This is a genomic window from Frateuria terrea (assembly GCF_900115705.1).
Lineage (GTDB): Bacteria > Pseudomonadota > Gammaproteobacteria > Xanthomonadales > Rhodanobacteraceae > Frateuria_A > Frateuria_A terrea.
In genome coordinates this window covers 101,382-120,577 of record NZ_FOXL01000002.1, presented here as the reverse complement: position 1 = coordinate 120,577, position 19,196 = coordinate 101,382, and the positions used below count along the sequence as shown (strand labels likewise).

20 protein-coding genes are annotated in these 19,196 nt (G+C 68.2%); 13 read left to right on the top strand and 7 right to left on the bottom strand.

Annotation, left to right across the window (positions count from 1 at the left end):
- The first annotated feature begins 46 nt into the window (after window positions 1-46).
- Both dcd and BMZ38_RS00590 read left to right on the top strand, forming a co-directional pair.
- Window positions 47-613 carry a dCTP deaminase gene (dcd, locus tag BMZ38_RS00595; RefSeq protein WP_091332919.1) on the top strand — a complete coding sequence of 189 codons (567 nt, stop codon included), beginning with the start codon at window positions 47-49 and terminating at the stop codon, window positions 611-613.
- 95 nt (window positions 614-708) lie between these two features.
- Complete coding sequence (locus tag BMZ38_RS00590; RefSeq protein ID WP_091332918.1) at window positions 709-1,200, top strand: hypothetical protein; 492 nt, start codon at window positions 709-711, stop codon at window positions 1,198-1,200.
- Window positions 1,201-1,234: 34 nt separating this feature from the next.
- Here BMZ38_RS00590 and BMZ38_RS00585 read toward each other — a convergent pair whose 3' ends face one another.
- Together BMZ38_RS00585 and BMZ38_RS00580 are read right to left on the bottom strand one after the other, a co-directional pair.
- Complete coding sequence (locus BMZ38_RS00585; RefSeq protein ID WP_091332916.1) at window positions 1,235-1,654, bottom strand: HIT domain-containing protein; 420 nt, start codon at window positions 1,652-1,654, stop codon at window positions 1,235-1,237.
- Entirely contained in the window at window positions 1,651-2,319 is a 669-nt protein-coding gene (locus tag BMZ38_RS00580) for a dienelactone hydrolase family protein (RefSeq protein WP_091332914.1), read from the bottom strand. The genes BMZ38_RS00585 and BMZ38_RS00580 overlap by 4 nt, the downstream gene beginning before the upstream one ends.
- 136 nt (window positions 2,320-2,455) lie before the next feature.
- Here BMZ38_RS00580 and rimO point away from each other — a divergent pair, with 136 nt between their 5' ends.
- The 3 genes from rimO (at window position 2,456) to BMZ38_RS00565 (ending at window position 5,095) form a co-directional block, all read left to right on the top strand.
- The gene (gene rimO, locus BMZ38_RS00575) at window positions 2,456-3,793 is read left to right on the top strand and encodes a 30S ribosomal protein S12 methylthiotransferase RimO (protein WP_091332912.1); all 1,338 of its coding nucleotides are present in this window, start codon (window positions 2,456-2,458) and stop codon (window positions 3,791-3,793) included.
- A 6-nt stretch (window positions 3,794-3,799) separates the two neighbouring features.
- Window positions 3,800-4,597, top strand: coding sequence for a DUF3025 domain-containing protein (locus BMZ38_RS00570; protein WP_091332909.1), 798 nt, complete (start codon window positions 3,800-3,802; stop codon window positions 4,595-4,597).
- Between the two features lie 93 nt (window positions 4,598-4,690).
- Window positions 4,691-5,095, top strand: coding sequence for a YidH family protein (locus BMZ38_RS00565; RefSeq protein ID WP_091332906.1), 405 nt, complete (start codon window positions 4,691-4,693; stop codon window positions 5,093-5,095).
- Here BMZ38_RS00565 and greB read toward each other — a convergent pair.
- From greB to BMZ38_RS00550, 3 genes are read right to left on the bottom strand one after another with little or no spacing between them, the layout of a single operon-like run.
- Entirely contained in the window at window positions 5,080-5,586 is a 507-nt protein-coding gene (greB, locus tag BMZ38_RS00560; protein ID WP_091332903.1) for a transcription elongation factor GreB, read from the bottom strand. The genes BMZ38_RS00565 and greB overlap by 16 nt on opposite strands.
- The gene (locus BMZ38_RS00555) at window positions 5,583-6,842 is read right to left on the bottom strand and encodes a hypothetical protein (protein ID WP_091332901.1); all 1,260 of its coding nucleotides are present in this window, start codon (window positions 6,840-6,842) and stop codon (window positions 5,583-5,585) included. The genes greB and BMZ38_RS00555 overlap by 4 nt, the downstream gene beginning before the upstream one ends.
- A gap of 1 nt (window position 6,843) precedes the next feature.
- Window positions 6,844-8,340: a helicase HerA-like domain-containing protein gene (locus tag BMZ38_RS00550; protein ID WP_091332898.1), complete on the bottom strand. Its 1,497-nt coding sequence runs from the start codon at window positions 8,338-8,340 to the stop codon at window positions 6,844-6,846.
- A gap of 140 nt (window positions 8,341-8,480) precedes the next feature.
- Here BMZ38_RS00550 and BMZ38_RS00545 point away from each other — a divergent pair, with 140 nt between their 5' ends.
- A complete protein-coding gene (locus tag BMZ38_RS00545; protein ID WP_091332897.1) occupies window positions 8,481-9,980 on the top strand; it encodes a lytic transglycosylase in 1,500 nt (499 codons plus the stop codon).
- Between the two features lie 72 nt (window positions 9,981-10,052).
- Here the strand turns inward: BMZ38_RS00545 and BMZ38_RS00540 are convergent, their stop codons facing one another.
- On the bottom strand, window positions 10,053-10,505 hold the full coding sequence (locus BMZ38_RS00540; RefSeq protein WP_091332894.1) for a hypothetical protein: 453 nt from the start codon (window positions 10,503-10,505) through the stop codon (window positions 10,053-10,055).
- A gap of 89 nt (window positions 10,506-10,594) precedes the next feature.
- Window positions 10,595-11,446 (bottom strand): archaetidylserine decarboxylase, encoded by an 852-nt coding sequence (gene asd / locus BMZ38_RS00535; RefSeq protein ID WP_091332892.1) that lies wholly within the window; start codon window positions 11,444-11,446, stop codon window positions 10,595-10,597.
- A gap of 90 nt (window positions 11,447-11,536) precedes the next feature.
- Between asd and prmB the strand changes: the two genes are divergently transcribed.
- From prmB to BMZ38_RS00500, 7 genes are all read left to right on the top strand, one after another.
- The gene (gene prmB / locus BMZ38_RS00530) at window positions 11,537-12,457 is read left to right on the top strand and encodes a 50S ribosomal protein L3 N(5)-glutamine methyltransferase (RefSeq protein ID WP_091332889.1); all 921 of its coding nucleotides are present in this window, start codon (window positions 11,537-11,539) and stop codon (window positions 12,455-12,457) included.
- A 19-nt stretch (window positions 12,458-12,476) separates the two neighbouring features.
- A complete protein-coding gene (locus tag BMZ38_RS00525; RefSeq protein ID WP_091334265.1) occupies window positions 12,477-13,019 on the top strand; it encodes a GNAT family N-acetyltransferase in 543 nt (180 codons plus the stop codon).
- A gap of 122 nt (window positions 13,020-13,141) precedes the next feature.
- Window positions 13,142-14,230 carry a chorismate synthase gene (gene aroC, locus BMZ38_RS00520; protein ID WP_091332887.1) on the top strand — a complete coding sequence of 363 codons (1,089 nt, stop codon included), beginning with the start codon at window positions 13,142-13,144 and terminating at the stop codon, window positions 14,228-14,230.
- A 21-nt stretch (window positions 14,231-14,251) separates the two neighbouring features.
- Window positions 14,252-15,259, top strand: coding sequence for a 2-hydroxyacid dehydrogenase (locus BMZ38_RS00515; RefSeq protein ID WP_091332885.1), 1,008 nt, complete (start codon window positions 14,252-14,254; stop codon window positions 15,257-15,259).
- A 34-nt stretch (window positions 15,260-15,293) separates the two neighbouring features.
- Window positions 15,294-16,325 (top strand): aspartate-semialdehyde dehydrogenase, encoded by a 1,032-nt coding sequence (locus tag BMZ38_RS00510; RefSeq protein WP_091332882.1) that lies wholly within the window; start codon window positions 15,294-15,296, stop codon window positions 16,323-16,325.
- A complete protein-coding gene (locus BMZ38_RS17420) occupies window positions 16,325-16,627 on the top strand; it encodes a hypothetical protein (protein WP_139202359.1) in 303 nt (100 codons plus the stop codon). The genes BMZ38_RS00510 and BMZ38_RS17420 overlap by 1 nt, the downstream gene beginning before the upstream one ends.
- A gap of 158 nt (window positions 16,628-16,785) precedes the next feature.
- Complete coding sequence (locus BMZ38_RS00500) at window positions 16,786-19,089, top strand: motility hub landmark protein FimV (RefSeq protein WP_091332877.1); 2,304 nt, start codon at window positions 16,786-16,788, stop codon at window positions 19,087-19,089.
- Window positions 19,090-19,196: the final 107 nt, after the last annotated feature.

Genomic DNA, 19,196 nt, shown 5'->3' with positions numbered 1-19,196 from the left:
TTCCCCGCTTTGCGCCCGGCGACCGGGCCACCGATGGAGCGCAAGCGTGAGCATCAAGTCCGACAAGTGGATCCGCCGCATGGCCGAACAGCAGGGCATGATCGAGCCTTACGAGCCGGGCCAGGTGAAGCTCCGCGAAGGCAACAAGCTGGTGTCCTACGGCACCTCGAGCTACGGCTACGACGTGCGTTGCGCGCGCGAGTTCAAGATCTTCACCAATATCAACTCCACCATCGTCGATCCGAAGGCATTCGACCCGACCAGCTTCGTCGACATCGAAGCGGACGTGTGCATCATCCCGCCCAACTCCTTCGCTCTGGCGCGCACGGTCGAGTACTTCCGCATTCCGCGCAAGGTGCTCACCATCTGCCTGGGCAAGAGCACGTACGCGCGCTGCGGCATCATCGTCAACGTCACGCCGCTGGAGCCGGAGTGGGAAGGGCACGTGACGCTGGAGTTCTCCAACACCACTCCGCTGCCGGCCAAGATCTACGCCAACGAAGGCGTGGCGCAGATGCTGTTCCTCGAATCCGACGAGGAATGCGAGACCAGCTACAAGGACCGCGGCGGCAAGTACCAGGGTCAGCAGGGCGTGACCCTGCCGCGAACCTGAGCGGCCGCATGAACCGCGTCGGCCAGGAGCGGTCGGTGCGACCACGCCGGCGCTACACTGCGACGGTTCCCCAAGGTTCGATCCAGGAGATCCGCATGACCCGCTTTACGACCATGTTCCACCGCGCCGGCGCCGCGCTCCTGCTGGGCAGCCTGCTCGTGCTCGGTGGCTGCCACCGCGGCAGCGCCAAGGACGAGGCTGCCATCGCGCAGGCAAAGAGCGAATTCGACACCACCATCCAGGCTTACAAGAGCGGCCAGTTCCTGGTCGACGGAGCGGTGCTCTCGGCGCTGGATACCGGCAGCCACTTCGCCTACCTGAAGGATGTCGGCAAGCTGCCCAAGACCGTGCTGCTGGTGCCCAGCGACGACTCCAAGATCCGCAAGGCGCACCTGCAATTCATGGCGCGCATGCAGCTGGACTACGGTTTCGCCGTCTACTACGACGACGGCGGTACGCTGAAGAAGATCAACCCGGTCGAGACCAAGGCGCGCGCGCTGGAGGACTACCACGCCCCGGTCAAGATGAGCGACGAGCTGCAGGGCAAGTCCGCGGCCGGCAGCAGCATGGACCAGGAGCAGCACTAGGCTCCGCCCCTTCCGGTGGCGCGCTCGCGGCGTGCTACCGGGAGGACAGGCCGGCTTGCAGTTTTTCGACCAGCGACCCGCGGTCGGCCTCGGGATAGGGCTCGGCCGGTCCGTGGCCCCACACGGGCCCGGGCCACGCAGCATCTCCTTCGCGCCGCGCCACCACGTGCACGTGCAGTTGGCGCACGATATTGCCCAACGCGCCTAGGTTGAGCTTGTCGCACGGCGCCACCGCACGCAGCGCGGCACCGGTGCGGTCGACCTCGTGCCAGAGCAGGGTTCGCTCCGAAGGTGTGAGGTCGGCGATCTCCACCAGCCCGGCGCGCTGAGGCACCAGCACCAGCCAGGCGAAGCGCGCGTCGTCCATCAAGCGCACCTCGCACAGGTCCAGCCGGGCCACCGGCACGGTATCGGCGGCAAGGCGCGGGTCGAGCAGGAAGCCGGCGCTGCTCATGCGCCCGCCAGCTCCCTGTCGAAGAAGCCCAGCGTGCGCTGCCAGGCCAGCTTGGCGCTGGCCTCGTCGTAGTGCGGGTCGTGGTCGCGGTTGAAGGCGTGCCCGGCCGGATAGGTATAGACCTCCATCTGCGGCAGCCGCTCGCGGTGCTTGGCGACCGCCTCGGGTGGGATGCTGCTGTCGTGCTCGCCGAAGTGGAACATCACCGGCGCCTTGGGCGTTTCGCCCAGGAACGCGAGGTTGCGCGCGCCGTAATAGCTTACCGACGGCAACCCGAGCCGCAGCGCGGAAAGGAGCGCCACGGTACCGCCCCAGCAATAGCCGACCGTGCCGACCTTGCCGGCCGAGGCGATCGCCTCGGCCGCGCTGGCGACGTCTTCCACCGCGCGCTCCAGGCCCAGTTCGGTGATCAGCGCCTTGCCGCGCTCCATGCCGCTGTTGTCGTAGGGCAGCTCCAGGCCGCTTTCCAGATGGTCGAAGAAAGCCGGCGCGATCGCGGTGTAGCCGGCGGCCGCGAAGCGGTCGGCCACGCTGCGGATGTGCGCGGTGACGCCGAAGATTTCCTGGATCACCACCACGCCGCCCCTGGGCTTGCCCTCGGCCCTGGCGAGGTAGCCACCGATGCATTGCGTGCCGCTGGTGGGAATATTGATGGACTGGCCCATGGCTGGCGGCTCCGTGCATGTTGCTGAAGCGCCAAGCATAGCGGGCCGTTGGTGAGTCGCCCGCTCACGTATAATCGACGGTTTTCACGGCCGGCTTTCCGCGGTCGGTGGTCACGACTTTTCCCGGTAGCGCTCCATGTCGCAGGTTTCCCCCAAGATCGGTTTCGTCAGCCTCGGCTGCCCCAAGGCTTTGGTCGATTCGGAGCGCATCCTGACCCAGCTCAAGGTGGAGGGCTACGAGATCGTACCCAGCTACCAGGCTGCCGATGCCGTGGTGGTCAACACCTGTGGGTTCATCGATGCGGCGGTGCAGGAGTCGCTGGATGCCATCGGCGAGGCGCTGCACGAGAACGGCAAGGTGATCGTTACCGGCTGCCTGGGCAAGCGCTCGGAGCTGATCCGCGAAGCCTATCCGGAGGTGCTCTCGATCAGCGGCCCGCAGGATTACGCCAGCGTCATGAGCGCGGTGCACACCGCGCTGCCGCCGCAGCACAACCCGCTGCTGGACATCATTCCTGACACCGGGATCAAGTTGACGCCCAAGCACTACGCGTACCTGAAGATCTCCGAAGGCTGCAACCACCGCTGCAGCTTCTGCATCATCCCGTCGATGCGCGGCGACCTGGTGTCGCGCCCGGTCGACCAGGTGCTGCTCGAAGCCGAGAAGCTGGCCAAGGGCGGCGTGAAGGAATTGCTGGTGATCTCGCAGGACACCAGTGCCTATGGCGTCGACCTGAAGTACGCCGAACGCGAGTGGCGCGGCAAGGCCTACCGCACGCGCATGACCGAGCTGTGCCAGGGCCTGTCCGAGCTTGGCGTTTGGACTCGCCTGCACTACGTCTACCCGTACCCGCACGTGGACGAAGTGATGCCGCTGATGGCCGAAGGAAAGCTCCTTCCCTACCTGGACATCCCCTTCCAGCACGCCAGCCCGCGCATCCTCAAATTGATGAAGCGCCCGGGCAACATCGACCGCACGCTGGAGCGCATCCGCAACTGGCGCACCGCCGTGCCGGACATCACCCTGCGCAGCACGTTCATCGTCGGATTCCCGGGTGAAACGGACGCGGAGTTCGAGGAACTGCTGGACTTCCTGCGCGAGGCCGAACTCGACCGCGTCGGCGCTTTCGCCTATTCGCCGGTGGAGGGTGCCCGCGCGAACGATCTGCCTGATCCGGTTTCCGAGGAGTTGAAGGAAGACAGGCTGGAGCGCTTCATGGCGGTACAGGCGGAAATCTCCGCGGCCAAGCTGCAGCGCAAGCTCGGCCGGACGCTCACTGTGCTGGTCGACGAGGCCGGTGCCCAGGGCGCCGTGGCGCGTTCGTCGGCCGATGCGCCGGAAATCGATGGCGTGGTGCACATCACCGATGGCCAGGGCCTCAAGCCGGGCCAGTTCGTGCAGGTGGTGGTCGAGGACGCCGACGATCATGACCTGCACGCACGCCTGGCGCAGCCGTTGCTCAAGGTCGTCTAGCCGTCCATGCGCTACGTCGCGCCGGCGCGCGGATCAATCGACGCGGATGCGTTCGGGCGGCCGCCGCTGGCCGGATGGAACGAATACGCGGATCTGCTGCACGGCCCGGACTGGCCCGAGCTCGTTGCAATCAACGCGCGCTGGCCGCCTGGAACGCGCGAACGTTTCGTCGCGCAGACGTCGGCGCTGTTGGCTGACGGCCGACACTACGAGCAGCGGATCGCCGAGACCGGCGCCATCGCCACCCGCGAGCGCAACTGGCACGACCTGTTCAACGCGCTGGCCTGGCTGCGCCATGCACCGCTCAAGCGTGCGTTGAACGCCCAGCAGGTGGCCGAAATTGCCCGCGGCGGTCCGAAGCTGCGCACCCGGCCCCAATGCGCGCTGACGCATTTCGACGAGGCGGGTGTGATCCTGGTGCTGCGTGAACCCGCCCTGCTGGCGTTGTGGGATGCGCACGACTGGCATGGCTTGTTCTGGCGCCACCGCGAGGCTTGGCTGGATGGCTCGCTGGAGCTGGTGGTGTTCGGCCATGCGTTGCTCGAGCACGCCCTGGCGCCCGGCCGGCTGCTGGTGGGCAAGGCGATCGCGGTCGCCGGCAACGCGGGCCTGGCCTGCGCGCGGGTGGCTTGCGCGATCGCGCAAGGGCGCCTGCTGCGCGATCCGCAGGAGCTGCGACCGTTGCCGCTGTCGGGCATTCCCGGCTGGCATGAGGGCAACGGCAGCGAGGCATTCCACCGGACGGCGGCCTGCTACCAGCCCTTGCGGCCGGGGCGGACCTATCCCGGACCGTTGACGCCATAAGGGGCTTGCGTCCGCTTGCCCAGGCGCTTCGGCCCACGAGTCGTTGACGCCGCCCGCGGCAAAGTGCCCGCTCTCGCATCGCGGAGTCCAAGCGTGATCCCGCGCTTCAACGACCATGCCGCCAACGAACGCACTTACCTGGCCTGGGTGCGTACCGCCATCGCCGTGATGGCATTCGGCTTCCTGGTCGAGCGGTTCGACCTGTTCATCACCTACGCCTCATCCAACGCGTCGCACGCGGCGCACCGGTTGCACCTGCACCTGCGCACCACCGAATGGGTCGGCTTGCTGCTGATCGTGTTCGGCGCGCTGATCATCCTGCTTGCCTCGGCGCGCTTCCTGCGCAACCGCCGCGACATCGCGCAGGAACGCATGGAGGCCTACGCCGGCCCGGTCGGCGAAAAGCTGCTGGCGGCGATCCTGGTGCTGATGGGCCTGTTCCTGGTCGTCTACGTGGGCCAGGAGCTGGCGGCGCTCGGCGCTCAGCCGGACGTGTAGTCCACAGCGATCACGGCGAAGCGTGTGCGGCCGGCGGGAAGGTCCGCCTCGAACTCGTCATCGAGCTTCTTCTTGAGCAGTGCGCGCGCCAGCGGCGAGTCGATGCTGATCCAGCCACGTCTGGCGTCGGTCTCGTCGGGGCCGACCACGCGGTAGCGCACCGTCTCGCCGCTGTCGAGGTTCTCCAGCTCCACGCTGGCGCCGAAGAACACCGTTTCGCGGTCGGCCGGCGCGCCTTCGGCCACCTTCAATGCGGGGATGCGCTTGCTGAGGTAGCGCACGCGCCGGTCGATCTCGCCCAACTGCTTCTTGCGGTAGGTGTATTCGGCGTTCTCCGAACGATCGCCCTCGGCGGCCGCCGCGGCCAGCGCCCTGACCACTTCGGGGCGCAGCGTGTGCCACAGATGGTCCAGCTCGGCCTTGAGCTTCTCGAAACCTTCCCGCGTGACGATCGCGGTGGAGGTGGGCGCCGGCGGCCGCCAGCGGCTCATGGCGCACCCGCCGCCTGGCGCAGCTTCGCGGCCAGCGTGTCGATCTCGGCCCGCAGCGGGTGATCGGGGTGGATGGCGCCGAACCGGCCGAGCAGGACCAGCGCCTCGGCGGGTTGGCTCAGCGGGCCGCCGAGCAGGCGGGCGCCCAGCAAAGCGACACCGGGCGCGCGCGTGTCGTGCGGCCAGGCCTTCAGAAAGCCGCGGCACAGTCGCACTGCCATCCGGTTCATGCCGTGCCGGGCCGCCGATTCGGCGAGGTTTTCCGCGTTGCCCGGGTCGTCCGGCAGGAAAGCCGGATCGAGCTCGGTGCATTCCTGCATCACGCGCAATGCCCTGCGCGCCTGGCCGCCCGCGACCAATGCGGCGATCCACAGCTGTCCGTGAACCAGCAAGGCTTCTCGCAGGTGCTGCTGTTTCAACAGCTCGCGATAGGCCTCGTGCAGCACCGGCGGTGCGGCCCGGTCCTGCAGCCGGCCGGCGAGCACGTGCAATGCGGCCTGCGGGTCATGCGTTGCCAGCTCGCGGGCCTGCGCGGCGAGCCGGCTGTCCTCGTCCTGTCCGGCGGCGTTGGCCAAGGCCTCGGCCTGCGCCTCGATGCCGAAATGCTCGCGGCGCTGGTGCAGCATGCCGCCCATCAGGTGGAAGGCCAGCACGCTCAGGTAGGTATAGGCGAAGGCGAACAACGGCAACGCGAGCAGCTTCGGTAGCAACGCCGGCGCCACCGAAGCGAGCACGACCAGCAGGCCCAGCAGCAGGTTGATCGCGACGGGCGCAAGGTAGGCGCGGCCGAAGCCGGACACGACACGCGCCAGGTGCTTGGGATTGAGCGCCAGCGCCAGGTTGGCATCAAAGGCCAGGGTCATGTCCATCGCCGGCAGGATCAGCGCGAACACCATCACCACGGGCCACAACAGCGAGCGCGCGAACGTCCCGGCCAGCACGCCGCAGGCGATAGCGAGCAGATGGATCGCGGTCAGCGCCCATCCGGCAGCGTCATCGCCGTCGATGCCCACGTCCGGCGGGTCGGCGTAGCCATGCGCCGTGTGCCGCATGCAATCGGCCGCGTAGCGCCAGGTTGCCGTCCACACCAGCGCGCCGCCGAGCAGCCCGATGAAGGCGGGCAGCAATGCCACGTAGTGCGCCAGCGCCAGCGCGACGCAGGTGGCCAGCGCGCCGCCGCGCAGCGGGTAACCGAAGCCTTGCCGCAGCCGTTTGGCGAACGGCGTGTCGACGGCGATCGTGGCGACGTGCGGCACCTCAGCGAGGCCCGCCGAACATGCCGCCCAGCACGCCGCGGAGGATCTGTCGACCGAGCTGGCTGCCCATCGTGCGCACGACCTGCTTGCCCATTGTTTCGATCATGCCCTGGCGCCGGCGGGTGCCAAACAGCGCGTCGTGCACGGCGCCACCCCACGCGTTGCCGTCCTGGGCCGATGCCGGCGCTTTGGCGACGACTGCCGCGTCGGCCGTCTTGTTTTCGGCGCGACGCGCGAGCATCTCGGCGGCCGAGTCGCGGTTGACCGGCGTGTCGTACCTGGCACCTACCGGCGAACGCTGGCGTACCGCGGCGCGCTCGGCATCGCTGATGGCGCCGACGCGGCAGCGTGGCGTGGATACCATGACCTGTTCGACCGGGCTGGGTACGCCACCCTCCCGCAGGGTGGAAGCCAGCGCTTCGCCCACGCCGAGCTGGCCAATCGCCTGGGCTACGTCGAGTTTTGGGTTGGGCGCGAAAGTCTCGGCCGCCGCGCGCACGGCCTTCTGGTCGCGCGGAGTGAAGGCGCGCAACGCATGCTGGATGCGGTTGCCGAGCTGGCCCAGGATCTGTTCCGGCACGTCGTCGGGATTCTGCGAGCAGAAGTACACGCCCACGCCTTTGGAGCGGATCAATCGCACCACCTGCTCCACGCGCTGGCGCAGTGCGGGCGGGCAGTCGTCGAACAACAGGTGCGCCTCGTCGAAGAAGAACACCAGCTTGGGCTGGTCGAGGTCGCCCACCTCGGGCAATTGCTCGAACAGCTCGGACAGCAGCCACAGCAGGAAGGTGGCGTAGAGCCGCGGCTTGAGGATCAGCTGGTCGGCGGCCAGCACGTTGATCACGCCGTGGCCGCTCATGTCCTGGCGCAGCAGGTCGGCCAGCTCCAGCGCTGGTTCGCCGAAGAAGCCCTCGCCACCGGCCTGTTGCAGTGCCAGCAGTGCGCGCTGGATCGCCGCGATACTGGTCTTGCCGATCAGCCCGTAGTGGGTGGAAATGTCCTTGGCGTTGTCCGCGGCAAAGGCGAGCAGGGCGTGCAGGTCGGCCAGGTCCAGCAGCAGCCAGCCGTTGTCGTCGGCCAGCTTGAACACGATTTCCAGCACGCCCTGCTGGGTGTCGTTGAGCTCAAGCACGCGGCCCAGCAGCGTCGGACCCAATTCGCTCACGGTCGTGCGCAAGGGGTGGCCGCGCTTGCCGTAGAGATCCCAGAAGATCACCGGGTTGGCCTGCGGCTGCCAATCGGTGAGACGGAGTTTCGACAGGCGTGACTTGATCCTGTCGTCGGGCTCGCTTGCCGGCAGCGCGAGCCCGGCCAGATCGCCCTTCACGTCGGCCAGTACGCAGGGCACGCCCAGCCGGGAGAAGCCTTCGGCCAGCAGCATCAGCGAGACCGATTTGCCGGTGCCGGTAGCGCCGGCGATCATGCCGTGGCGGTTGCCGTAGCGCGGCTGCAGGCTGACTTCGACGGTATCGTTGCGGCCGATCAGGATGTCTGGCATGCGGGGCGCTCCGTGCGGTGAAGGCCGGATTGTAGCCAAGCGGAAGCGGATCGCAGTTCGTGCGCAGGGCAGTTTTCTCGGCTTTGGCATCGGGGCTGCATGCGCTATGGTGAATGTATCCCCGCCGTCAAGCTTTCGTCATGCCGTTGTCTACCCTCGCACACCGTTTCCGCTTGGCACCACTGGCTGCCGGGTTCGTCCTGCTGACTGCCTGCGCCAGCGGTGGCGGCAGCCATCCGTCGGCCGGCGTCAACGCGCTTTACGCGCAACTCGACCAGGCCAGCAAGGGTTACGAGATCGCGCTGCAACAGGCGCGTGAAGGCGACGACCAAGCGTCCGAGCAGAGCCTCAAGGCGTCGCTGGACGGCCTCAAGCAGGCTGCGGCGCGCTGCGGCAACACGCCCGGCTGCGATCCGCAGCGGTTCTTCTCGGTGTTCGACCGTTTGCTGCGCCTGAAGGACGGCGGCTTCTTCGCCAGCGACGACCTGGCCGCGACCGGCGAGGAAGGACCCGACGAGACGGTGGCCGGCGAGGCCGGCGAGGCCGCCGGCGCGGCTGCGCTGCCGCAGGCACAGCGCAGCGTGACCCTGTTGCGCGGGCACAAGCTCTCCGAGCTGATCGCCATGAACGGCCCGGTGAAGGCGGCGCTGGAAATGTGGCTCACCCAGTGGCGCTCCAACCTGGTCGACACCTGGATCAACTACCAGTACATGCGCTACGAGATGTGGCCGCAGTACGAGAAGGCCGACCTGCCCGAGGCGCTGCTGTTCGGCATCATGGCCAAGGAGTCGGGCGGCAAGGTGCATGCAGTGTCGCGCTCGGGCGCCGCCGGCCCACTGCAATTCATGTACGCCACTGGCCTGCGTTTCGGCCTCAACAGCGAGAACGGCTTCGATACGCGCTTCGACCCGGCCCAGGCTGCGCGCGCCAACGCCGAATACATGGACGAGCAGCTGAAGGCGTTCAACGACAACCTCGAGCTGTCGCTGGCCGCCTACAACGGCGGCGAGGGCCGCATGCGCCGCATGGTCAGCGGCGATACCGGCCTGAGTTTCTACGACCCGAAGATCTACAACCAGCTGTCCGAGGAAACCCGCGAGTACGTCCCGGCGGTGCTGGCAGCGGCCTGGCTGTTCCTGCATCCGGACAGCTACAACCTGCATTTTCCCAAGATCGACGGCGCGCCTGGCACGATCACGCTCAAGCGCGCCGCCTCGCTGTCCGAGCTGACCATCTGCCTGGGTTCGGCACAGGGCATGGACGACGGCTGGTTCCGCACCCTGCGCAACCTTAACCCGCGGCTGGATCCGCAGGCCGCTCAGCCGGCCGGCAGCCAGTTGCAGGTGCCGAAGGAACTGGAGTCGGTCTACGCCTCGCGCTGCGTTGATGGGCCCTGGCCGATTCTGGCCAGCGACCTGCATTCGGCGGTGGTGCCCGAGGTGGCCAAGGTCGATCCACCGGCACCGCGCCGTACGGTGCACCCGCATTCGCGCTACGTCGTGCGCCGCGGCGACACGTTGCTGGGTATCGTGCACAAGCTGGGGTGCTCGGACGTGCGCGAGCTGTCTGACATCAACGACCTGAAGCACCACAGCATCCGCGCGGGGCAGGTGTTGCGGTTGCCGGCGTGTCGCCGCTGAGCTGGTCAGGCGGCTAAGGCCGCCCTGCGCCATGACGGCAAGCGAAGGTAGGGCCGCGGGCCACCTTCCAGTTCAAGCCGCCGCGCTCGACCGCATCCAGGTGTCTGCCGGGTCCTCGCGCTCACGGGCGGAGCTGCCGTGCAGGTCCTTCAACTCGCGCACCACTCGCAGCAACTGGCGGTGGCGAGAGCGCACGAATGCATAAGGCGAATCCTTGGTCTCGTGATAGGCCACCGCCAGCCACAGGGCGATGCCGCGCAGGACCACTTCCGGGTTGTCCGAGCAAGCGCGGGCGAAGCCCGTGGCGGTGCCGCGGCCCCAGGGCAGGTAGCGGTCCTGCGGCGGGGTGCCATGGAGATGCGGAAACGGGCCGCGCGCGGCCTGGCCGATCTCGCGCAGGGTCAGCAGGCTCAGCCTCGCGCGGGCGGCAGCGGGCAGGGCATCCAGGCTCTTGCCGATGCGGCGGAATTGCCGCTCGAGTTGCTGGCCGCGCACGAACGCAATGAGCGGTACGATCGATCGCATGGGTTCTCCCCCGGAGCCTGGACCGGGCGGAGCATACCCAGGCGTTCGGGCCCGGGTACGCTTAAAACGTCACAGAATGACGTTCTGCGTCAGTCCGTTGGCAACGGCCGGCGGCCCAGGCGCTGGCCAAGCTTCACCGTCTGCTGGGGCTTGAGCTCGTCCAGCTCGATCATCCCGGGCGGCAGCAGCAGGATCACCGTCGAGCCCATATTGAAGCGCGCCATCTCGGCGAAGCGCGCCAGGGTGATGCCCTGGCCTTCGAACGACTTGCGCCGGACGTGCGAGGCATACGGCGGAATCACCAGGCCATCCCATACCGTGGCGACGGAGGACACCAGCACCGCGCCGACCATCACTGCCACGAACGGCCCATGCGGGCTGTCGAAATGGCATACCAGTCGTTCATTGCGGGCAAACAGCCGCGGGATCGCTTCCACTGCGAACGGCGCCACGCTGAAAATCCGCCCCGGCACGTGCACCGTTTCGCGCAACGTGCCACCCAGCGGCATGTGCACACGGTGGTAGTCGCGCGGAGACAAGTAGATGGTGACGAAATCGCCGTCGCGGTAAGGCGCCGCCGCGGCCTCGTCGCCGAGCAGCTCGGCCGCCGTGTAGTCCTGTCCCTTGGCCTGGAAGATGTGCCCGTCGACGATCCGCCCGGCCTGGCTGATGCGCCCGTCCGCGGGCGAGATCAGTGCCGTGGGATCGGCGTCCTCGTGGCGCGCGTTGGGCTTTAACTTGCGGGTGAAGAACGCATTGAAGTGCTGGTAGGCGAACGGATCCGGCTGCGCCGCCTCGGCCATGTCGACCTTGTAGCGATCCACGATCTGGCCGATCAGGAAGTTCTTCCACGGCCGCCAGGTCCAGCGGGTGGCCCAGTAGACCACCCGCGACAGCGCGCGGTGCGGAAGGAGGTATTGGACGAGGACGGCGAAAGTCATCCAGCCAGTATAAGCGCCAAGCCGTTCGCCCTGGGCGTGGCGCTGAGGGATAATCGCCGGCCATCCACGCCGCGCCGCCAGGAAAGGTCCGTGACCGCCGAACTTGCCACCATCATCGACTTCATCCGCTACGGCGCCAGCCGCTTTTCCGCCGCCGGGCTGACCTTCGGGCACAGCCACGACAACCCGATCGACGAGGCGACCCATCTGGTGCTGGCGAGCCTGCACCTGCCGCCGGACATCCCGCCGGCCTACGGCGCCGGCAGGCTCACGGGCGAGGAGCGCGAACGCGTGCTGGGCCTTATCGAGCGGCGCGTCAACGAGCGGCTGCCGGTGGCCTACCTGGTCGGCGAGACGTGGTTCGCGGGACTGAAGTTCAAGAGCGACCGTCGCGCGCTGGTGCCTCGTTCGCCGATCGCCGAGCTTATCGAGTCCGGCTTCGCACCATGGCTGGATGGCCGCCACGTCGAGCGCGCCCTGGACCTGTGCACGGGCTCCGGTTGCATCGGCATCGCCATGGCCGAGTACAACCCCGAGTGGCGGGTCGACATCGTCGACATCAGCGACGAGGCGTTGTCGCTGGCGCGCGAGAACATCGTGTTCCAGCACGTCGAAGGTCGCGTGGACGCGGTCAAGTCCGACCTGTTCGATGGGCTCAAGGGGCGCCGCTACGACCTGATCGTCTCCAACCCGCCCTATGTCACCGAGGGCGAATACGCCGCATTGCCGGGCGAGTACAGCCACGAGCCCAAGCTCGGCCTGACCTCGGGCGAGGACGGTCTGGACATCTGCCTGCGCATGCTCGACCAGGCGGCCGACCACCTCACCGAGGACGGGCTGCTGATCGTCGAGGTGGGCGAGAGCGAGCACGCGCTGGCCGCGTTGCTGCCGCAAGTGCCGTTCGTGTGGATCGAGTTCAAGGTCGGTCCGATGGGCGTGTTCGCGCTGGAGCGCCGCGACCTGGTCAAGCATGCCGCGGCGATCCGTGCCGCGGCCGCTGCGCGCCACTGACGTTGCCGCCGAAGGGCGCATGGAACTGACCACGCCGCGCCTGCTGCTCGATCACCTGCGTCCCGCGGATGCCGCGGCCTTGTTCGCCTGCCGCGCCGATCCCGCGGTCGCCCGCTTCCAGGGCTGGCGGCCGGCCACGCTCGCGGAGGCAGAAGCCTTCATCGACGCACAGGCCGACCCCGCGCCCGGGCTGTGGTACCAGCGCGCGATCCGCCTGCGTGACGACCATGTGCTGATCGGCGACCTGGGCGTGTGCCTGCCGGCCACGCCGGGCGATTCGGTCGCGTTCGGCATCAGCCTGGCGCCCGCGCATCAGGGGCACGGCTACGCGCGCGAACTGCTGCAGGCGTTATTCCACCAGGGATTCGATGCGCTGGGATGGCGTCGCATCCACGCCTCGGTCGACCCGCGCAATGCGGCCTGCATCACCCTGTTGAAGTCACTGGGCATGCGCCAGGAGGCCCACTTCCGCGAAAGCTTGTGGCTGCATGGTGAGTGGATGGACGACGTGGTGTTCGCGCTCCTCGCCCGCGAGTGGCAGGAGGACGCAGCAACCATGTAGGAGTGCGTCCTGTGGGCGGCTACCATCCCGGTCGTCGCCACTGGCGGTAGCACGCAGGGTGCACTCCTACGGCAGTCGCGGCGAGCCGCTATGCTTCGACTTCCTCGTAGCGGGCGTGCGGCATGTCCAGCAATTCCTTCGGCAAGCTCTTCACCGTCACCACCTTTGGCGAGAGCCACGGGCCGGCGATCGGCTGCGTCATCGACGGTTGCCCGCCGGGGCTGGCGATCGCGACGGAAGAGTTCCGCCGCGACCTCGACCGGCGTGCGACCGGCCGCAGCCGGCACACGTCGCAGCGGCACGAGGCCGACGAAGTCGAAATCCTTTCCGGCGTCTACGAGGGCCGTACCACCGGCACGCCCATCGCGTTGCTGATCCGCAACACCGACCCGCGCAGCAAGGACTACGGCGACATCGCACAGACCTTCCGTCCAGGCCACGCCGACTACACCTACTGGCAAAAATACGGCATCCGCGATCCGCGCGGCGGCGGGCGCGCCTCGGCGCGCGAAACGACCATGCGCGTGGCGGCCGCGGTGGTCGCCAAGAAATGGCTGGCCGAGCGCCACGGCGTGCGCGTGCGCGGCCACCTGGCGCAGTTGGGTGACATCGTGCCACGCGGCTTCGACTGGGAAGCGGTGGAGGCCAACCCTTTCTTCTGGCCGGATGCGGGCCAGGTGGCCGAACTGGAAAGGGCCATGGACGCACTGCGCAAGTGCGGCGATTCGGTCGGGGCGCGCGTCAACGCCGTTGCCGAAGGCGTGCCGCCGGGCTGGGGCGAACCCGTCTACGGCAAGCTCGACGGCGACCTCGCTGCCGGCATGATGTCGATCAACGCGGTCAAGGGCGTGGAGATCGGTGCCGGTTTCGCCGCCGTTTCGCAGCGCGGGACGCAACATCGCGACCAGATGCATTTGGACGGCTTTACGTCCAATCATGCCGGTGGCATCCTTGGTGGGATCAGCACCGGGCAGCCGGTGTCGGTGTCGGTGGCGTTCAAGCCCACGTCCAGCATCCTGGTGCCGGGCGACAGCGTGAACCTCGCTGGCGAGGGCGTGCAGGTAGTCACCAAGGGGCGCCACGATCCCTGCGTGGGCATCCGCGCCACGCCCATTGTCGAGGCCATGCTGGCGCTGGTGCTGATGGACCACGCGCTGCGCCATCGCGCGCAGTGCGGCGACGTGGGGCCGATGGCCCCGCGCATCGCCTGAACTCTCGTTACGGAATTTTCCATGACCGGCAAGCCACGGGTGTGGATCTCGCGCCCCACCTTTCCCGACATCGTCGCCCGGCTGGAGCCGTATTTCGAGGTGACGGCCGAGCCGGAGGAAACCGCATTCATGCCGGCTGCGCTGGCGGCGAAGCTGGCCCCGTGCGGTGCGGCCATCGTCGGACTGAAGGAGCGCATCGGCGCGGCCGAGGTCGCCGGGGCGCCGGCATTGCGCATCGTCGCCAACCTGGCCGTCGGCTACGACAACCTCGACATCCCGGCGCTCACGGCCGCCGGCATTCTCGCCTCCAACACCGCCGACGTACTCAACGAAAGTGTGGCCGATTACACCTGGGCGCTGCTGCTGGGTGCCGCTCGCCGCATGGATGCCGCCGAGCGCTGGCTGCGGGCAGGCCACTGGCACGCCACCGGGTTCAAGGCCTGGCTGGGGCTGGACACGCGCGGTCGCACGCTGGGCATCCTGGGCATGGGTCGCATCGGCCAGGCGATTGCGCGCCGGGCGGCGGGCTTCGGCATGCGCGTCGCCTACCACAATCGCTCGTCGCTGCCAGCGGCCATCGAAGCCGAATGCGCCGCGCGCTACCTGGACAAGCCCGCGCTGCTGGCCGAGTCCGACTTCCTGGTGCTCGCCGTTCCACTGACTGCCGAGAGCCGGCACGCCATCGGCGCCGCCGAGCTGGCGCAGATGAAACCCACTGCCGTGCTGGTGAACATCGCCCGTGGTGGCGTGGTGGACGACGCGGCGCTGGCCGCCGCGCTGGGCGAAGGCCGCCTGGCCGCCGCCGCGCTGGACGTGTTCGAGGGCGAGCCCCACGTGCATCCGGCTCTGCTCGCGCTCGACAATGTCGTCCTGAGCCCGCACATCGCCAGCGCCACCTGGGACACCCGCCGCGCGATGACCGCGATGGCGGTGGACAACGTGCTGGCGCTGTTCGGCCGTGGTCCGCACGCCGGGCGACCACCTTCACCCGTCAATCCCGAGGTGCTGGCCAGGCGGCCGGCGCCCTGACTCTCCTCCAAAGACACAGGCAAGCAGGCATCCCATGAGCAAGAAGAGCAGTTACAAGGTAGCCATGGTCGGCGCCACCGGCGCGGTTGGCGAGACCTTGCTGGGCATCCTGGCCGAGCGCGATTTTCCCGTCGGCGAACTGGTGCCGTTGGCGAGCGAGCGTTCGGCCGGTGAGAAGGTTTCCTTCGGCGGCAAGCAGGTGACGGTGCGCAACCTCGCCGACTACGACTTCGAAGGCGTGGACATCGCCTTCTTCTCGGCCGGCGGATCAGTCAGCCGCGAGCATGCGCCGCGCGCGGCGGCGGCAGGCGCGGTGGTGATCGACAACACCTCCGAGTTTCGATACCAGGACGACGTCCCGCTGGTGGTCGCCGAGGTGAATCCGCACGCGATTGCCGACTACACCGCACGCGGCATCATTGCCAACCCCAACTGCTCGACCATGCAGATGCTGGTGGCGTTGGCGCCGATCCATCGGGCGGTGGGCATCGAGCGGATCAACGTGGCGACCTATCAGTCGGTCTCCGGCGCCGGCCGCAGCGGGATGGAAGAGCTCGGCCGCCAGACCGCGGCGCTGCTGAACTTCCAGGATGTGGAACCGGGCAAGAAATTCCCCAAGCAGATCGCTTTCAATGTGATCCCGCACATCGACGAGTTCCAGCCCAACGGCTACACCAAGGAAGAAATGAAGATGGTGTGGGAGACACGCAAGATCCTGGAGGACGACTCCATCGCGGTGAACCCGACCGCGGTGCGCGTGCCGGTGTTCTACGGCCACGCCGAGGCGGTGCACGTGGAAACCCGCGACAGGATCGGCGCCGACGAGGCCCGCGCGTTGCTGGAGCAGGCCGAGGGGGTGGTGGTCATGGACGAGCGCAAGCCCGGCGGCTATCCGACCCCGGTGGGCGACGCGGCCGGCAAGGACCCGGTATTCGTGGGCCGCATCCGCGAGGACATCTCGCACGAGCGCGGCCTGGATCTGTGGATCGTGGCGGACAACATCCGCAAGGGCGCCGCGCTCAATGCGGTGCAGATCGCTGAGCGGCTGGTCGAGGATTATCTCTGATGCAAAAAACCTGGCTCCTGTTACCACTGCTGTTTTGTGCCGCGTTGCCGGCCATGGCCGACGGCGGCCCGGAACAGGCCGCGGTGGCAGGAGTGCCTGCGCCTGCGCGGGCACGGCTCAAACAGCAGTTGCGCGTCCATGGAACCCAGGTTACGCAACTGCAGCAAGCGGTCTCCGAGCAGGAGTCGCACAGCCGCCAGGCCAGCGAACGCCTGGCCCAGCAGGATCTCGAAATCGCCCGGCTGCAGCAGCAGCTGGAAACGCTCAGGGACCGCCGGTCGGCGGTCGATCGAGGCCATTGATCCACTCCGGAACGAGAACATGCCGCAGCAATGTGCGCTAAGCGGTCGCCGCAGCTATTGTTGATTGGCCTGCATATAACTAAAGTGACGCGCGTTCCGGTGTCGCCGCAACCTGTGGCGATGCATGAAGCGTCTCGGGCGTTGGGGGAATCGAAGCGATGAATCGTTCGTTGAAACTGTCGATGCTGCTGGCATTGGCCCTGGGCAGCACCCAGGCAGCCGCGCTCGAAATGGGCCAGATCCAGGTCAAGTCGGCGTTGGGCCAACCGCTGCTGGCGGAAATCCCGCTTACGCCCGACAGCCCGGCGGAGCTGCGCAACCTCACTGCCCGCCTGGCCTCGCCGGATGATTTTGCCCGCGCCGGGCTTGCCGGGGTCCGGCCGGACGTCCCGCTGCAGTTCAATATCGTCGACGTGGGCGGGCGCAAGGTGATCCGCATCACCAGCGCGGTGGCGGTCAACGATCCGTATCTGGACCTGCTGGTCGAGGTGGACAACGCTTCGGGCCGCAGCCTGCGCGAGTTTCCGATCCTGCTCGATCCGCCGGGTACGGCGCCGATGGCGACCAGCATGCGGGCGCCACGCAGCAGCGGATCGCGCAGCGCGTCCCCCGGCGCGACGACCGGTTCGACGGCCGCCCAGCCGATGGCTGGCGCGGCTGCGGCAGGGGGCCAGTTCCAGGTCGAGCGCGGCCAGACGCTGTCGGGCATCGCCCGCAAGGTCGCACCCGCCGGCGTGGATCCGGCGCAGGTGATGCTGGCCCTCAAGCAGGCCAACCCCGATGCTTTCTACCAGGACAACATCAATGCGCTGAAGAGCGGCGCGGTGTTGCGCGTGCCGACCAGCCAGGAAGCGCAGGCGATGAGCGTGGCCGCCGCGATGGCCGAGATCCGCCGCCAGAACAGCGACTGGCGCGCCGAGGCGGCCCGATCCACTGCCACCGTGGCCGATGCGGCGACCCGAACCGACGCCGCGAGTGCGCCTGCGGGCAACACCTCCGCCGACCGGCTCGCGCTGGTGCCGGGCAAGGAAGGCGGCAAGCGTGCCGGTGTGCAGGGCGGCAGCGGCAAGGGTGATGCGGCGCTGCGCCAGGATCTGCTGCGCAGCCAGGAACAGCTCACCAGCCTGCAGCAGCAGGGTGCCGACCTGAAGTCGCGCCTGAAGGATCTGCAGGACATCAACGACAAGAACACGCGGCTGCTGGCGCTCAAGGACAACGAGATCGCCGAACTGCAGCAAAAGCTTGCCGACGCGCGCAAGAAGGCCGGCTTGCCGGCTGTGGCATCGACCGCAGGCCAGGCTGCGCGGGCTGCGGCCGCCACCACGCCGCCGATCTCCGCAGCATCCATCACACCGGCCGCGGCCGCGAAGCCGGCCCACGCCAACAGCGTGAACGTGGCCGCGGGTGGGGTCGGCCTGCCGGCAGCGCGTAGCGTTGCGACCCCGGCCGTCACCAAGCCTGTCGCCAAACCGGCAAGCAAGCCGGTCAAGCCTGTGGCGCGCAAGTCCGGGCCGGGTACAGCCGAGCAGCCCTGGTTCATGCAGCCATGGGTGTGGGCAGCCGCCGGTGGCGCCGTCCTGCTGTTGATCCTGCTCGCCCTGCTGGGCCGCGGCCGCAAGCCGGCGGTCTCCACGCGGCCAGTTTCCGCGGCGCCTTCGCTGGCAGACCGCTTCGGCGCGTTGCCGGATGCCCCGGCGGGTGGCGCAGATCCGGACCAGGACGAGCTGCTCGACCAGCTGGCCGAACACCCGGACGACGTCGGCCTGCATCTGGAGCTGGTGAGCCTGTATTACTCGCGCCGCGACGTCGAGCACTTCGAGGCGGCGGCCGAGGCGATGCACGCGCACATCGTCGATCCGCAGCAGGACGAGTGGCAGGACGTGCTCGCCATGGGCGAGGACCTGGTGCCGGGCCACCCGCTGTTTGCCGAGGCGGGCCACGCCGCGCCGGACGCGTTCGCCTCGCACGACGAAGTGGATCGCCACGACGCGGATGCCTTGCATCCATTCGACCTGGACAGCTACGCCGACCACGTGGAGGAAACCGAGGCGCCCGCCGAATCCCACTCGTCGCGGCAGAAGGTGAGCGAGTACCACTTCGATTTCAACCTCACCCCGCCGCCGCTGCCACAGTCCACGGCACCGGGCGTGGCGGAGGCGCACGCAGCCGAGCCGGAGGACGATCGCACGGTCATGCGCGATATCGAGCCGGCCGCAGCGGAAGCTTCGCCGTCGAGCTGGAACTTCGACGAGCCGGTGCACGACACCACCGTTCCGCTCGGCGGGGCCCAGGAGCAGGGCCAGTTCAGCGACGACCCGATCGATACCAAGCTGGATCTCGCACGCGCCTACATGGACATGGGCGATGCCGACGGCGCGCGCGCCATGCTCGAGGAAGTGATGAACGAGGGCAGCCAGATTCAGCGGGACGCGGCCGAGCGCTTGCTCGACTCGCTGGCCTGAGCTACTGCTTCCCATGTTGCACGACGGGCCGGCCATGCCGGCCCGTCGCGTTTCCGGACGGTGCGGCATTTCGGCAACTGCTAAGCTTTCCGGCTGTTTCGCAGGAC

Bases quoted from the DNA above. Each gene is read 5' to 3' on its own strand.
- greB (WP_091332903.1), bottom strand. From the start codon at position 5,586: ATGAGCCGCTGGCGGCCGCCGGCGCCCACCTCCACCGCGATCGTCACG.
- BMZ38_RS00525 (WP_091334265.1), top strand. From the start codon at position 12,477: ATGGAACTGACCACGCCGCGCCTGCTGCTCGATCACCTGCGTCCCGCG.
- BMZ38_RS00580 (WP_091332914.1), bottom strand. From the start codon at position 2,319: ATGGGCCAGTCCATCAATATTCCCACCAGCGGCACGCAATGCATCGGT.
- BMZ38_RS00510 (WP_091332882.1), top strand. From the start codon at position 15,294: ATGAGCAAGAAGAGCAGTTACAAGGTAGCCATGGTCGGCGCCACCGGC.
- BMZ38_RS17420 (WP_139202359.1), top strand. From the start codon at position 16,325: ATGCAAAAAACCTGGCTCCTGTTACCACTGCTGTTTTGTGCCGCGTTG.
- aroC (WP_091332887.1), top strand. From the start codon at position 13,142: ATGTCCAGCAATTCCTTCGGCAAGCTCTTCACCGTCACCACCTTTGGC.
- BMZ38_RS00585 (WP_091332916.1), bottom strand. From the start codon at position 1,654: ATGAGCAGCGCCGGCTTCCTGCTCGACCCGCGCCTTGCCGCCGATACC.
- BMZ38_RS00515 (WP_091332885.1), top strand. From the start codon at position 14,252: ATGACCGGCAAGCCACGGGTGTGGATCTCGCGCCCCACCTTTCCCGAC.
- BMZ38_RS00590 (WP_091332918.1), top strand. From the start codon at position 709: ATGACCCGCTTTACGACCATGTTCCACCGCGCCGGCGCCGCGCTCCTG.
- BMZ38_RS00545 (WP_091332897.1), top strand. From the start codon at position 8,481: ATGCCGTTGTCTACCCTCGCACACCGTTTCCGCTTGGCACCACTGGCT.
- asd (WP_091332892.1), bottom strand. From the start codon at position 11,446: ATGACTTTCGCCGTCCTCGTCCAATACCTCCTTCCGCACCGCGCGCTG.
- BMZ38_RS00570 (WP_091332909.1), top strand. From the start codon at position 3,800: ATGCGCTACGTCGCGCCGGCGCGCGGATCAATCGACGCGGATGCGTTC.
- BMZ38_RS00500 (WP_091332877.1), top strand. From the start codon at position 16,786: ATGAATCGTTCGTTGAAACTGTCGATGCTGCTGGCATTGGCCCTGGGC.
- BMZ38_RS00550 (WP_091332898.1), bottom strand. From the start codon at position 8,340: ATGCCAGACATCCTGATCGGCCGCAACGATACCGTCGAAGTCAGCCTG.
- rimO (WP_091332912.1), top strand. From the start codon at position 2,456: ATGTCGCAGGTTTCCCCCAAGATCGGTTTCGTCAGCCTCGGCTGCCCC.
- BMZ38_RS00540 (WP_091332894.1), bottom strand. From the start codon at position 10,505: ATGCGATCGATCGTACCGCTCATTGCGTTCGTGCGCGGCCAGCAACTC.